We start from the raw sequence: 16124 nt of genomic DNA, 5'->3' as shown, positions 1-16124 counted from the left end.
CCTCATTACATTGAAATATAGTGTTTTCTGGCTTTTTTTAGGGAGGTTTTCCCTAATCTATCTCTTCTAGCTGCCCGAAGGTGAAAACGGAGTGTGGATACGAAATTGTTGAGTATGAGCAATATTTTATGTACAGCCTCTTCTTCTTGTCATCGACATGAATATTAGGGGGATTAAGGTTTGTGCTAGATGTGTTAGATCGCGGTATGGATCGGAAGATCGTTGTATAGAAAACGCTTTATCTGATCTTTATAATGAGGGCATACTTGGGGGACACAGGTACAGAGCCTGCCGCCTTCAAGGTCCAAAACGCAGTAACAAGGAGGCAAATCATGCTAACTGATAGTGCTACAACGGTAAAAGTGAATACGGACACAGCATCTCTTATCCGTGTAACCAATGATGAGGTGAATCTAGAGATTGATCTCGGGACGGGTGAAGCATCCGTTGCCCGCGGAAACACTTCTCATGTAAAAGGGATTCGCAGTGCATTCCGCTGGCAGGGCCGGGAATATAACACTGAACATTATCAGAGCCACACACTGAAGTCTCAGGAAGTGGTAGTTCGTGAGGGCTTTGGAAAAGGTGTTCACGTAGTCATTTTGCACGAAACGTCCCTGCTGCCACAGCTGGAGCAGCATTTCTATATTTATGAATCTTCATCATTTGTATTGATGCAAATCGTAATCGCAAGCGATGAAGAGATCAAGGCAAACCGGATGGCTGTCCTTCAGACCAAATCGGTGTCACTTGGCGGGGAGTCAGGGCAACCCGAAGAACCAAGCATTCTGCGTGTGCCGTACGACAACGACAAGTGGGTCAGATATACAGTAGTGAAGCCGCCGATGGATACGGAAAGCTATGAAGTAACTGCATTGTTCGCGCCGGAAAGCCGGCAGGGAATTATTATGGGTTCCATTACGCACAAGGTGTGGAAGACAGGGATTCGTATCAAAAGCGAACGGAGCGGAGGGATCGAGGAGCTGGATCTTTACGGCGGCGCTGTAAGTGAAATGACCCGCGATTTCCAACCACATGGTTATGTGAAAGGAACAAGAGTAGAGTCACCGCTCGTTTTCGTAGGGTTCTATGATGATTATAGAAAAGGGCTTGAAGCGTACGGTCAGGCTAATACCTGGATAGAGGCTCCTCTGTCATGGGATGGCGGCGTTCCTATCGGCTGGAATAGCTGGTCTGCGGCAATGGCTGAGCTTGATTACGATCTGTATACATCCACCAGTAATTTTCTGAAAAATGAAGTGCAGCCGCTAGGATTCCAGAATGAGGACACACTGTACATCAACTTTGATGCTTTCTGGGACAATTTCACACCAGAAGAAATGAAGAATGCACTGGACCTGGTTCGGGAGAACGGTCATAGACCGGGAACTTACTGGACGCCTTTTGCCTTCTGGGGAAGTCCGGCTCAGTTTGGAGATCTCGTGGAAGGTACAAACGGCAAATACACTTATGGTGATATCTTGCTGCGAGACAGCGAAGGAGAAATTTTGCCGGATGTTGATGGAGGGCTGGCCATTGACCCGACACATCCAGGCAACCTGCAAAGAATAGATTGGTATACGAATAAATTCATCTCGGAAGGCTTCGAGTATGTCAAGCTAGACTTCTTGGCACATGGTGCACTGGAAGGGCAACATTACAATCCGGAAATTACGACGGGAATTGCGGCATATCACTATGGGATGACTTACTTGCAGAACAAGCTCTCACCAGAGGTGATCGGTCGGCCGTTCTTTATCAACCTATCCATCGCGCCATTGTTCCCTTATGCATTTGCGCATAGCCGCCGGGTTTCCTGTGATGTCTTCGGCACGCTACACGATACGGAATATTTGCTGAACTCGTTGACACATGGCTGGTGGATGAGTCATACCTTGTACCATTACAATGACCCGGATCATTCCGTGCTCTACAAGAGCCACAACCAAGATGCCACTGGCTGGCATGAAGGACGGAGCCGACTAACTGCTTCGGTCATCGCTGGAACGGTACTTCTGCTAGGCGATGATTTCCGAAAAGAAGAAGCAGCCGCACGGGCCAAAGCGTGGCTGGGCAATAAAGAGATTATGGATGTCGCCCGCCTAGGGAAGACTTTCCACCCTGTCGAAGGGGATCTTGGTAAGCAAGCTTCCGATACTTTCGTACTTGAAGATGCAGAAGATGATGTATTCTATCTTGCTGTCTTTAACTATGATGCTGCGAATTCTGCTCATAAATCTATCTCCTTGGAGCGTGCAGGGTTGAAGGGTCAAACAGCTTACCAACTGCTTGATCTATGGGAAGGCACACAAGGGGAAACAGCGGGAGAGCTTGTAGTTACGCTCGAACCGGCAGAGTCTAAAATCTTCAAATTAACGGCAAAAGCCAACTGATTATACACATTGAAAAAAGAATACGCGCAACCGCTTCTCGCGGATAGCGCGTATTCTTTTTTGTTGGAGTCTTACATTCGTATTCGGCTTTGCGGATTAAGGCGGTACTGTGTGGGATTAATGCCGTAGCAGGTACTGAAATGTCTGGAGAAAGGATGAATGGAAGGATAACCCAGCTTTTCAGCGATCGCAGTCACACTAAGCTCACTCTCCAGAAGCAGTCCTGCCGCCCGCCTCATGACTAAATTATGATGATAGACGCGTGGCGTCATTCCGGTCTCCCGTAGAAACAGCTCATGGAAATATGTCCGCTTGAGCCCGCAGAACTGTGCCCAATCTTCGATAGACTTACCACGCTCGGGGTGGGTGTTCAAATATTCCAGCAGGCGGACAATACGATAATCACTTGGCTGATGCTGATGGAGGGCATTATACCAGCTCAAGATCCAGCCGTACAGATAGCTATTGGCCGTCTCATTACGATAGAACAGCGCGTCATTGTAAGACTTGGCAATCATCACAAGACTATCGTATAGCAGAGGATATTTAGCTAGTGGAAATACACAAGGCAACTCGTTCAGCTCGGCGCAGGGTGCTTCGGTGGCTTTTTTTTCAAATTGTAAGACTTCAGGGGCATGGATAAATAAAAGGTTATTAGATACTGGAGAGCGGTTGTCCCATAAATCAAAATAGATGTTGTAGGACGACAGTGGATGAGAAGGCAAGATATGAAAAGCATGGGGCTGACCGGGACGGAGAAAGACAAGTGTCCTCCGTTCAATCGGATAACGTATTCCGTCGATTTCCATCTCACCGGGGCCATCAGTAAACAAGTGGAACGCGTATGCATTACCGACTCTCAGATGCTCATTGCTGCTGCCGTCGTACACATAAGGCATGATTGCGCCGACATACGGAGTCATTTCAGATAGTTTATTCATGCGGCCCCTCTTTTCTTATCTTACCGTACAAATCGTCAAATAATCGAACAGGTCAACAAAGACAGTGATTCATCCAAATGATACGATAAATACAATGAATCCGCAACATATTGGATAGGTTTAAGAAAGTATGATTCATCTTGAAAGAGATGGAATTATGAATAGTTTTACACTATATAGCGGATTAATTAACAACATTTTTTAGAGGGTTGTCGCGCTTGCACAGATTCTACTATGGACAGGAGAAAATAAAATGAGCGATTTTAGATTATGGTATTCTACCCCTGCAACGGATTGGTCACAAGGATTGCCACTGGGCAACGGAAGAATAGGTGCGGTAGTGATAGCAGCTCCGTATCGTGAGGTATGGAACATGACCGAGGTTACCTACTGGTCGGGTCAAGCTGAGTCAGAGCCTGCTCCTTTCGGAGGCAAAGCTGCGCTGGAAGAGATGCGGAAGTACTTCTTTGCTGGCGATTATAACGAAGGTGACCGTCTAGCCAAACAACATCTGCAGCCGAAGAAACGAAATTTCGGTACGAACCTTGGTTTATGCGAGGTTGTCATTGACTTTGCAGAACAGGACACGGATTCCGGGTCAGCAGCGGCTATCGAGCGAGAGCTGGATTTGACCTGTGCGGTGGCTCAGACAGTGGTTCAAAGTAGAGGAACAACGCTGCATCGTGAGATTTTTGCCTCCCATGCTGATGATCTGGTGGTCTCAAGAATTTGGAGCGATGAACCGGGAGGTGTATCCTTTACGATCGGTCTGGAGGGTGGTTCAGAGTCGTTTACGACTCAAGTCGTGAATGACGACACTATTGAATTCAGAGGACAAGCCACAGAGAATGTGCATAGTGACGGCACTTGCGGGGTATGGGCAAAGGGACAAATTAAGGTAAGCATTTCCGGTGGTACGATGTACAGAGGGGACGGTCAATTGAGAATTGCCGGAGCCAATGAGGCGCGAATTTATTTTGCCGTCAGCACTGATTACCACCGTAGTAACTCGGACTGGGAAATGGAGAGCAGCAGCACCGTACAGCAGGCTTTGCGCAAAGGATATACGCAGTTAAAAGCGGATCATATCGCTGATTATGAGCAAGAATATGGGAAGGTGGATATCCAATTAGGCACCACTGGGAAGGTGGATCTACCTACCGATCAACGTATTCGATTACTGGCACAGGACCCGGAGGAGGATTCGCAGCTATTTGCGTTGTTCCTGCAATATGGACGATACCTGACCATTGCTGGAGCTCGTGAGGACTCCCCTTTACCGCTAAATCTACAGGGAATATGGAATGATGGTGAGGCTTGCCGCATGGGGTGGAGCTGTGACTATCATTTGGACATCAATACGCAAATGAATTACTTTCCGACGGAAGTCGTAAATCTTGGGGATAGTCATTTACCATTAATGCGCTATATTGAGGTTTTGTCTCATGCTGGAAAGTCAAGCGCTCGCGATTTCTATGGCAGCAAAGGCTGGGTAGCGCATGTATTCTCGAATGTCTGGGGATTCACGGCTCCGGGATGGGAGACATCTTGGGGGCTAAACGTTACAGGTGGACTATGGATTGCGACGCATCTGATGGAGCATTATGAATACAGTCAAGACCGTGTGTTTCTGGAGCAACAGGCATATCCAGTGCTAAAAGAAGCCGCAGCATTCTTCCTAGATTATATGACCATTCATCCAAAATACGGCTGGCTGGTGACCGGACCTTCGAACTCGCCGGAGAACCATTTCTATCCTACGGATAGCAGCGATGGGGCACAGCAGCTGTCTATGGGTACCACTATGGATCAGATGCTGGTGAAAGACCTTTTTGAGTTCTGTTTGAAATCTGCGAAACTACTGAATACGGACGAGGAACTACAGGAGCAGCTGGAGCAAGCGATATCCAAGCTGCCACCGTTTCAGATCGGCAAGAGAGGACAGCTGCAAGAATGGCTCGAGGACTACGAGGAAGCGCAGCCGGAGCATCGGCATTTGGCCCATTTGTTCGCGGTATATCCAAGTAATCAGATCACACCAGGTAAGACACCTGAACTTAGCGCTGCGGTGAGAGTAACACTTGAGAACCGGATGGTTCAGGAAGAACTGGAGGATGTGGAATTTACCGCCGCATTGTTCGGTCTCGGCTTTGCCAGATTGTATGACGGGGAAAAGGCCTTTAATCATATTTCTCATTTGATTGGTGGACTCAGTTTCGATAATTTATTTAGCTTTTCCAAATCGGGCATTGGAGGAGCGGAGTGCAATATTTTTGTGATCGATGGGAATTTCGGGGGTACGGCTGTTATTGCCGAGATGCTGCTGCAAAGCCATGAGGGTGAGATTCATCTGCTGCCTGCACTTCCAAAAGCATGGGGTACAGGATCGGTATCTGGACTGCGGGCCAAAGGAAATGCTGAGGTTGATGTAGCTTGGGACAATGGTCAATTGGTGGAAGCTACGATACGTACCTACTCACCAGGAACCGTGACACTTCGGTTGGGAGATAGAAGAGCTACTGTTCAAGGAGAAATAGGAGGAAGCTACTATTTTAACAGTCAGTTAGAGTTGGTATAATGATTCAGCGGGGGTGATATGAACCCCCGCTTTAATTATGCTGGGTTATTAGCGCATGATTAAAGGGCTATCCGGTCTGTTATGGACCGGATAGCCCTTTTGCCGATGTCTGCAAATTAACGATTTATGCCTGAAAATAACTTTCATTTATTTGGATCATAGTAGCCTAAGGCGAAAAGAATATAATAGAAGAAACAGATGCAGACAACAAAGAGGAGGGGACATCAGTGTATAGTATTTTTCTAGTTGATGATGAAGAAATAGGCCTTGAGATGATGAGAGATTATATCCGCTGGGAAGAAATGGGCATTTATGTCGTCGGAACTGCGAGTAATGGTAGAGAGGCTCTAGAGAAGATAGAGGCCATTAGACCTGATATTATTCTTACAGATGTCCAGATGCCGATTATGAACGGTATTGAAATGGCTAAAAAAATACATGAGAGCTATGACTGGATGCAGTTAATGTTCCTGACTGGGCATGACGAATTCAACTATGTAAAATCGGCTCTAAATGTAGGTGCTGTTGGATATTTACTGAAGCCCCTCGACTTGAATGAAATTGGAAGCGTTATCGCAAAGGTGAAGCAGCGCTGTGAGGAAGTTCAAATGAAGAAACGTTCCATGGAGGCGGCTAAAACGAACCTTCTTAAGGAGCTTTCCTATGAAAAAAATGCGGAACATGCCGCTGATCTGGCGACCAGCTATTGCAAGCTTACCCGTGAGTCTGAGAGGAATCGCTACGCAATGGCGCTGTTCAGTATCGATCCGATTGAGGCAGAGGGGGAACAGCAGAGTCTGGAGGATTGTAAGAACCGGTTGGTAGCTTTTCTGGATCATTTCTTCAAGTCGAAGAATATAGAGACGGTATTTGTGCCCTACAAAGATGGGGAGGTAGGTGTGTTTATGGAAGCACGCCAACAGCCTGGGTATTATGCGTGGGAGGATTTGGCCGCGGCTATCCGAAGTGGACTGGATTTCACAGTGACGGCAGCAGTCGGTGCACAGGAAACCGAATTAACGGAGGTTCATTGTCTGTATAAGCAGACGCGTGAAATCCTAAACGAGCGTTTCTATAAAGGTACGGGTTCAATTATTCATGCCTTGGCGATTTCAAACCAGTTTGATAGTGGGCATGTGCCACCTTTTAATAGGAAAGAGTGGTTTGAAGCTATCAATCAGCTAGATTTCGAGCAAGCCGCACAGAAGCTGCATCAGTATTTCGAGGGGCTAGCCACACTAAGAATCAAGAAAAAAAATATCTGCGATTGGGCGATTGATCTTGTCGACGAGCTGCTGGAGCAACTGCATCAACCTGTTCCTGAGGGGGTTAAACGGGCGGAGTTATATCATTCCATCTATAATGCACTGACTTTAAATGAGATTGAGGATTTGATCCTGGGCACTGCAGGCAATGCTATGAGCTTGCTGGGTGAGCGGCTTATGGACAAAAACACGAAGCTAGTTCACAAGGTTCGCAGTGTGATCGACCAGAATTTTGATCAGCCGATTACGATCAATAGCTTATCTGATCAGGTTTATTTATCGCCCAACTATTTACGCTCCATTTTTAAAGACAAGACTGGTATCACGATTCACGATTATTTAACACGTATCCGGCTCGATAAGGCTACAGAGTTGCTGGCTGACGGTTCGCTCAAAATTCAGGATATCGCCCAAAGAGTCGGTTACGAAAGCACGTCTTATTTTATCTCCCTATTTCTGAAGAACCAAGGAGTTACACCTAACGAGTATAGGAAGAGTCTATGATTGTGCCAGCGCTTCAGTTCGGCAAATAGGAAATAAAGTTACTTTCCCTTACGAATAGTAAACTTGCGATATGGATATTAATCCCTCTGCTTTTTACAATTAAGCATGTATTATAACTAGCACATGTGAGGGGCTTCATTCATCAAGGCAATCAAAGGAGTTTTAGTTCATCGAAAATCGGTAGCGCTTTCAAGATGCTTCTTAACCAACTCCTTTGATGACTTGATGGACAGATATAGCCCGAATATCACAAAAGTGCAAGGAGACCTACAAACGGAGGGATTAAATGTTTGGGAAAGCAATGAAAAGAGGATTTTTGTTCTTTGTCATCATCTGCTTGGTAATAGGCAGTGGCGGTCAGTTTGTCAGTACGGTTTATGCCGATGATACGGAGAATACTATCTATGAAGCTGAAGCTGATGGAAATGCTATGACTGGCAATGCTTCTATTTCTGAACACCCAGCGGCTTCCGGGGGGCAGAAAGTCGGAGGCATGTATCAAGGAAGCACTTTGCAGTTTAATCATGTGACTGTAAGTGAGAGTGGGAATTATAAAATTACAGTGTACTATATCTCTGGCGATTCGCGGCCATTCAATATCAGTGCCAATGGCGGCGATAAGCAGTTTGAAGAACCACCCAAGACAGTGGATTGGGATACGGTGGGAACTTATGATGTAACACTTCCGCTGAATGCTGGAGAGAACAGCATCCTGATTGATGACAACAACTGGTATTCTCCAGACATCGACAAGATCGTAATTCGTGGACTGGACGACAGCGACCCAGGTGAAGGATCTGGAGGCGACTGGAAGGAGAAGCTGCATGGAACAGTCATCGAAGCTGAAGCGCTTGAAAATATAATTACAGGCAACGCCAAGATAGCGGACAGCAGTGTTGGTTCCGGCGGGAAAATTGTAAAGGATATGAATAAAAACAGTACTTTACAGTTCACAAATGTCACTGTGCCGGCAGCGGGAACGTATTTGATCCGTATTTCCTATATTTCCGGTGACCAGCGACCTGTCTATTTGCAGGTGAATGATGGACTGGATGAATTGATTGATCTGCCAAAGACGGCAAGCTGGGATACGGTAGGAACTTATGATGTGGAAGTCTCCTTGCAAGAAGGGTTGAATAAGATCACTTTCTCGGATCATGACTGGTACTCTCCAGATTTCGACCGGATTGAAGTCATTCCATATACGATCAGTTATGAAGCGGAGTCTCCGGTCAATGATTTAACTGGAGAAGCACGAGTTGGCGATAGTCCTAATGCTTCTGGTGGTCAGAAGGTAGGGTATCTGAATGGTGGCAGTTCCTTAACTTTCAATAAGATTATGGCTCCTATGACAGGGGATTATCGGATCACGGTAGCTTATTTCTCAGGTGACCCGCGCAGCTTATACGTCAGCGCTAATGGTGGGGCAGAGCAGTATTATGAACTGCCCAAGACACCAGACTGGGATACGGCTCTCACATATGAGCTTACACTGCCCCTGAACGAAGGCGAGAATACAATCAAATTCTCAGACGGCAATTGGTATGCGCCAGATCTGGATCGCATCATTGTAGAACCGGCAATGGGAACAGATCCTAATCCTCCAGTTGAAGAGGATGGTGATCTGGGGACACCAGGGACTTCGAATAACTACGGGGCCATCACAGTTACCGAATATACTTATGGAACGCTCGTATCGAATGGACAATATGAGGTTTCCTTTAATACTAAGTCTGGATACGCAAGCTACAAGTGGACGGATGGTCAGAAGCTGCAAGGAATCTATAGCAGCATCAAACTCGGTGATACTCTCGTTGAGACTACAAGCTATGAGAATCATGCAAGTGCTGGTGCTCCAGTAGAAATTCAGGATGGCTTCGGCAAAGGGGTGGAGCTTACTTTTGTTCACACCTCAGCTGGACAGCCAACGCTCAAACAGGTTTACAAGTTTTATGATGATCAGAAGTATTTCTTAACTCGTCTGGATGCCATTAGTGATACTGCGCTACAGACTAATTATATGTCGCCTATTACCGTAAAACGTTCAGGTGGAGTAGATATCGGTGTCAGTGCAGATAACCGGGTACTGACCGTTCCTTTTGACAATGATGCTTGGATTCGTTATAAATCTCAATCTATGAACCGAGCGGATACCAGCTATGAAATGACGACTATCTTTAATAACTCGACACGCAGCGGCCTTGTACTCGGGTCGGTAACTCATGATACGTGGAAGACCGGGATCGACTGGAAAGGTTCTTCTAATCGGCTGAATGAGCTAGCGGTTTATGGCGGAGCAGCCAGCGACGTTACACGGGATACCCAGCCTCATGGCATCCTTACAGGCGCAGAATTGTCTTCGCCGATGATTATGGTGGGGGCATTCAGTGATTACCGCACAGGACTTGAGGAATACGGAAAAGCTAATGCGATCATCACACCTCCACTGTTGCTGAATCCTAAGTTGCCGCAAGGTGTACCTGTTGGTTTTAACAGCTGGGGAGCTTACGAAGGTACACTTTCATACCAAGACGTTGTGGATGTCTCCAATTACTATAAGGAGCACCTAAATGATTTCAACAATAATGGTAATGTATTTATTAATATGGATTCCTATTGGGACAATTTGAATGATAAGCAGCTTGCTGACGCTGTATCAGTAATTAAGGGTAATGGACAGCATGCAGGTATCTATTGGGCTCCATTTGTCTATTGGGGCAACAATATGAGCCAGTTTGTAGAGGGAACCGACAAAAAGTATACGTATGGCGATATTGTCCTCAAAGATGCCGAGGGCAAACCGCTGCCGACGCTGGATGGGGCTTTTCCTCTGGATGTGACACATCCAGGTGCTAAACTGCGCATGAATTATTTTTTGGACAAATTTAAGGATCTGGGCTTTACCTTTATCAAATTGGATTTCTTGACGCACGGTTCGCTTGAGGGACAACATTTCGATCCAACCGTAACGACAGGGATTCAAGCTTACAATGAAGGAATGCTTTATGTGAAGGATCGTTTGGATGGAAAAATGTTCATTAGCGCATCTATTGCGCCAATCTTTCCAAGCCAATATGCACACAGCAGACGTATTTCCTGCGACACCTACGGCAAGATCAATGAAACGGAATACATGCTGAATTCGTTAACTTATGGATTCTGGCAAAATGGCACGATTTACACCTATACGGATCCCGATCATTTAGCGTTGGCCCGCGCTTCCAGCTTAACTGAAGCTCGCAGTCGAATGAACTCTGGCGTCATCGCCGGTACCGTACTTCTCGGCTCTGATGATGTTAACGATCCAAAGGCACAGGAGTACATGACTGCCTTGTTTAACAACAAGGAGGTTCTCGAATTAGCGTTAAAAGGAAAAGTATTCAAGCCGCTGGAAGGAAATACGAATGCGAATGCAGCGGATACTTTTGTTATGAAAGACGGCAACGATTATTATATGGCCGTATTCAACTACAGTGCCAATGCCGCGGCAGACAAAGCAGTGAATCTCGGTCGCGCTGGACTGGATGCAGCGGAATCGTACACGATGCAAGACCTTTGGACAGGAGAGGTTTCGACGATTTCAGGAACACTCGCATTGTCCTTGCAGCCGACTGAATCAAAATTGGTAAAATTGACAGCTGCACCTAAGAAAGTAACAGGTGTAACGCTAGATAAGACAGAGCTAACATTGACCGCTGGTGAAACCGGCAAGCTGACGGCTGCGCTATCTCCGGAAGAGGCGGCGAATAAAGCAGTACACTGGACTTCGAGCGATACGTCTGTTGCCACCGTAGTGTACGGAACGGTAACGGCTGTAAATGCTGGGAAAACCACAATTACTGTGGAAACAGTAGACGGCGGCTTCAAAGCTACGGCAGAAGTTACAGTCAAAGCAGCCTCCACTGTAGAACCGGGAAATCCTGAAGTCCCTGCGAATCCGGGTAACAACAACGGTACTCCTGGTAGCATTGTAGATCAAGAGAATGGCGCGGGCACTCTAATCCTTACGTCAGAGATGCTGAAAGTAGATAGTGTGTCTGGTGAAGTAAACGTGGAGATAAAGGGAGATATACAGCAAATACAATTATCTTCTGATGTAGTTCGTCAGTTGGCGAATCATACGCTGGTTTTGAAGTCCGGTAAGTTCTCCATAAAGGTGCCTGCGGATCTGCTTCGTCAGTTGCAGAACAAGCTACCGGAAGCTCAGCGGGATGATAGCACGATAACCCTGAAATTAGTACCACTGAGCAATAAGGCTAATGAGATCATTGCAGCAGCGGCGGGAACTACTCATGCACAGGTTAGACTCATGGGGGATGTCTATGAGTTCAGTCTGTCAGTGACCACGAAAACTGGCACAATAGAAACGCTCTCTACGTTTAATCAACCCATTACGCTAAGTCTGACAGTGGGAGAAGGTTTTGATTCCAAGCGTGGAGGCATTTACTATATTGCGGATAACGGTAAGCTGGAATATATCTCTGCGAATTATGCTGATGGTGTATTGACAGCACAAGTTAACCACTTCAGTAAATATGCTGTGCTGGAGCTCAAACGGAATTTTGTAGATGTGCCAACCAATCACTGGGCTAGTTCTGCAATCCAAGAGCTGGCGGCGAAGCTGTATGTTCAAGGGACTGGCAAAGACAAGTTTGAACCTAACCGTGCGATTACACGTGCCGAGTTCACCTCTATGCTCGTACATTCCCTTGGATTGACCACTAAGGGAGATATTAGCTTTGCTGATGTTGCACCGTCTGCTTGGTACGCGGAGTCCATTTCTATCGCTTACAAGGCGGGCATCGTGAGCGGCAGGAGTGCGACCAAGTTCGAGCCGGCTGCACAGATTACCCGTGAAGAAATCACGGTCATGTTAATGAAAGCTTATGAGCTGAAGAATGGAAAAGTAACTGTTGCTTCAACTGACGCGGCATTCAAAGATATGAAGCAGGTCTCCTCTTGGGCAGCCGCTTCTGTAAAGGGAGCAGCCAGCCTAGGACTGGTTCAAGGTCAAAATGAAGGTCTATTTGCACCAAAAGGGATCGCTTCCCGAGCAGAAGCGACCCAAGTGATTTATAACTTGATTATGAAGTAAAACATTGCAAATATACAAATGAACGAAGGAGTTAAGCAATCTCTAGATGCTTAGCTCCTTCGTTTTTGGTGTTCACTGAAGCTTTATTAAAATGATAATGGTTATATCGAGGGGCTCGTGGCAAGCTCATGGTAACTAGGCTAGGTGAGAGCGATTAGGGAAAATATCCCTAAAAATAGCCAAAAAATTCTTGGATGCGATGTAATTAGGGAAATCCTCCCTAATAATCGGGCGAATTCTGAATTTACCTCCAAATCAGCAAATAATCAGGGAGGATTTCCCTGATTATCAGTATAATGAGCAAAAATCGCCAAATTTCAGGGAGGATTTCCCTAATTGTTAATCAATATTTCTGATTTCTCAACAAGCTTTGCGGTTATTCAGATGCGTCGTTCCTTACATTTCCTTTTGTGGTAAGCGAATTTGCACAGTGGTTCCTATTCCGAGCCTACTAAACACTGTAACGCCGTAATGCTCACCAAACCTCAGTTTTATCCGTCGATCTACGTTTGAAATCCCATAACCTCGCCCGGGTTTATCGTCAAGTAAAGTGTGAAGTGTCTCACGGCTCATCCCCATGCCATCATCAATTACAGATAGAATAATATCACTATTTTCGACTATGCCTTTGATATGAATATTTAGCGGGCTTTCCTGATTCCACACAGCATGAAGCACCGCATTTTCTACAAAAGGCTGCAAGGCTAGCTTGACTGTAGAGTAAGGTAAGATCGCTTCATCAATATTGTAGGTGATGTTCAGTTGTCCTTTGAATCGGATCAGTTGAATCGCATTGTAGCTTTGCGTCAGCTTCAATTCTTCATTAATAGTTAAGATGCTCTTTCCTTTATTCAGGGAGATGCGATAAAACTTGGCGAGATGAAGCACCAAATCCTGAATGCGAGTATCTTGATGTTTTAGGGCAAGAGACGAAATGGAGCCCAGTGTATTGTACAGAAAATGGGGGTTGATCTGGGCCTGAAGCAGGTCAAGCTCTGCCTCCTTATTCTGTAGCTCCTTCTGATACACTTCGGTGATTAGACTTTTTAAGCGTGTAGTCATTTGCTTGAAGGCAAAATGAAGCTGGCCAATCTCATCATTGCCTAAATATTCATCATTCGTAGGGTTGAAGTCACCACGTTCTAGCCGCCGGATCATTCGGATTAACATTCGAATACGCTTGCTAAACATCGATGCAGTAATATAAATCAGCAATAATGCGACGACTATAAAGCCTAAAGAGATTTTGATGATGAGCTCTGACAGTGATTTCGCATCCTGAATGATACTGTCATAAGGGAATATAGAGACGGTTTTCCATCCATTGGTGAGCGTGTTATAGACGGCGAAAGCCTTTTCCCCTTTATAGGTAGTATCAAATCTGCCAGAAGGCAATTCATCAAAGTTCTGATCAAGCATTTCCGGCAGACTTGTATTTAATAATTGTTTGTCGGCGGCTGATAAAATAAGGCCCTTGTCATTAACGATAAAAATATCTTTGCCGCCTGCTTCTTTCTCCATTAAAGAATAGATCACCGATTCGGATATTTCGAAGACCAGAATACCGTAGGGATATTGGTTGCGATTATTGTTCAGTAACCTAGCCAGTGTAAACATTGCGGGATTATCTTGTGACTGTGGTGAGGACAGATGAATAATATTCCCATGAGACTGCATCAGCTGCTTGTACAGCTCTGTCTCCTTCACTTCGGGTGTAACCGGCTTGATATAGTAATTATCTTTGGGCAGTGATGGATTATCGGAATAAATGAAAACGCTACCAAAATCGGGATAGGCAGCCATTACCGTGTCTATACGATTGCCAATATATTGATAGACGTCTAGATAAGATGGATCATCTTGATATTCGCTCGTGAGGTAAGTGGCTAGCCTATTATCCAAGTAAATAGAAGCGGAAATATGCTCATAGCTGTCCAGTTTGTTCTCCAGGTTCTTGTTGATCTGGGCCGTTGAATTCATCATATTGATGTAGATTTGATCGGTCAGCTTTGATTTTGTAAGTTCGAATGAAAAATAGACAAAAAGCATCATTGGAAGAATGGTGACCAGAACGAACACGAGGAATAGCTTGGAGCGAAAGCTAAGGTCGATAAAAGGCATATAAATATACTTTTTGTAAAAATGACGCATCGTAGAAGTCCCTTCTTTACTGTGAATTCACGGAAAGCCAAGTTTATCATATCAGACTGAATATCGAAATCCAATGCTCGAATGTTAAGAAACTCCTTTAAAAAGCGCTATCATTCGGAGGATTGAAGTATAGAAAGGAGCCCTATACGGACTTAAGATAAATAGGAGAGAAGCTGAATCGAGATGTAGCAGGGCATGCTGCACTAAATAAAAAGGGAGGGTATTTGATGCATAAAGCAAGCGCTATCAAAACAGTCAGGGGCAATAATTTTTGGTACAGATTAAAAGAGCAGAAATGGTTATTTTTGCTAATGCTCCCTGCCATAATTGCGACATTGCTATTTTCCTATGGACCTATGTTTGGTATGTATATGGCATTTACAAACTATCAACCGGGTGGAGGAACATTTTTTCAACAATTTTTCCATGCTGACTTTGTTGGCTTTAAGTGGTTTGAATATTTCTTTACCACAGGAGACTTCTACCGTGTAATGCGTAATACGCTTGCGACAAGCCTCTTGACCTTGTTATTCGGGTTTCCTGCGCCGATCATACTCGCGCTTGTGCTGAATGAAGCCAAACAGGGATTTTTCAAACGCTTTACGCAGACGGTTTCTTATCTACCGCATTTTATCTCATGGGTTATCGCCGCTAACATTGTAATTACGCTGCTAGCTTCCGATGGGATGTTCAACAATCTTCTAGTAACGCTCGGGATTGTTAACGAACCGGTAGCTTTTCTACAAAACGGACCTTTATTCTGGTGGATTATCGCCTTATCTAATATGTGGAAAGAAATGGGTTTTAGCGCCATTATGTACCTAGCTGCAATATCCGCTATTAATCCAGAGCTTTACGAAGCCGCAAGAGTAGATGGAGCTAGCCGATTCAAGCAAATGTGGAATATTACGCTCCCTGCTTTACGTCCAACTATTGTGATATTGGCTATTCTTGCAGTCGGAGGGATTTTGAATGCCGGCTTTGAACAACAATATCTGTTGCAAAATAACACTGTACTTGAGTACTCGGAAGTTATCGATATTTATGCATACAAATACGGGTTACAAAACAGCATGTTCTCATACGGGGCTGCCGTGGGGGTATTCAAATCCGTTATTGCCTTCATTCTTGTTGTAATCGTGAATCGAATTTCTAGAAAAGTGAACGACCAAGCGTTGTTCTAAATAACAAAATGGA

General features: G+C 45.3%; 7 protein-coding genes. 5 read left to right on the top strand and 2 right to left on the bottom strand.

What is annotated here, in order from left to right:
• The first annotated feature begins 332 nt into the window (after positions 1–332).
• Positions 333–2393: an alpha-galactosidase gene (locus MHI27_RS23115; RefSeq protein ID WP_076284718.1), complete on the top strand. Its 2061-nt coding sequence runs from the start codon at positions 333–335 to the stop codon at positions 2391–2393.
• Between the two features lie 71 nt (positions 2394–2464).
• Here MHI27_RS23115 and MHI27_RS23110 read toward each other — a convergent pair whose 3' ends face one another.
• The gene (locus MHI27_RS23110) at positions 2465–3334 is read right to left on the bottom strand and encodes an AraC family transcriptional regulator (RefSeq protein ID WP_076300755.1); all 870 of its coding nucleotides are present in this window, start codon (positions 3332–3334) and stop codon (positions 2465–2467) included.
• Positions 3335–3587: 253 nt separating this feature from the next.
• On the opposite strand from MHI27_RS23110, the gene MHI27_RS23105 reads away from it, so the two are divergent.
• The 3 genes from MHI27_RS23105 (at position 3588) to MHI27_RS23095 (ending at position 12776) form a co-directional block, all read left to right on the top strand.
• Positions 3588–5912 (top strand): glycosyl hydrolase family 95 catalytic domain-containing protein, encoded by a 2325-nt coding sequence (locus MHI27_RS23105; protein ID WP_405174801.1) that lies wholly within the window; start codon positions 3588–3590, stop codon positions 5910–5912.
• Positions 5913–6139: 227 nt separating this feature from the next.
• Complete coding sequence (locus MHI27_RS23100) at positions 6140–7681, top strand: response regulator (RefSeq protein WP_405174800.1); 1542 nt, start codon at positions 6140–6142, stop codon at positions 7679–7681.
• Between the two features lie 286 nt (positions 7682–7967).
• Positions 7968–12776: an S-layer homology domain-containing protein gene (locus tag MHI27_RS23095; RefSeq protein ID WP_405174799.1), complete on the top strand. Its 4809-nt coding sequence runs from the start codon at positions 7968–7970 to the stop codon at positions 12774–12776.
• A gap of 396 nt (positions 12777–13172) precedes the next feature.
• On the opposite strand, the gene MHI27_RS23090 is transcribed toward MHI27_RS23095, so the two are convergent.
• The gene (locus MHI27_RS23090; RefSeq protein WP_076300759.1) at positions 13173–14927 is read right to left on the bottom strand and encodes a sensor histidine kinase; all 1755 of its coding nucleotides are present in this window, start codon (positions 14925–14927) and stop codon (positions 13173–13175) included.
• A 227-nt stretch (positions 14928–15154) separates the two neighbouring features.
• On the opposite strand from MHI27_RS23090, the gene MHI27_RS23085 reads away from it, so the two are divergent.
• Positions 15155–16111 (top strand): sugar ABC transporter permease, encoded by a 957-nt coding sequence (locus MHI27_RS23085; protein WP_042190740.1) that lies wholly within the window; start codon positions 15155–15157, stop codon positions 16109–16111.
• The last annotated feature ends 13 nt before the right edge of the window (positions 16112–16124 follow it).

Origin of the sequence: Paenibacillus sp. FSL H8-0261, from assembly GCF_045040645.1 — a bacterium.
Classification (GTDB): domain Bacteria; phylum Bacillota; class Bacilli; order Paenibacillales; family Paenibacillaceae; genus Paenibacillus_AQ.
Note: the sequence above shows the minus strand (reverse complement) of the source record. Positions and strands in the feature narration are given on the sequence as shown.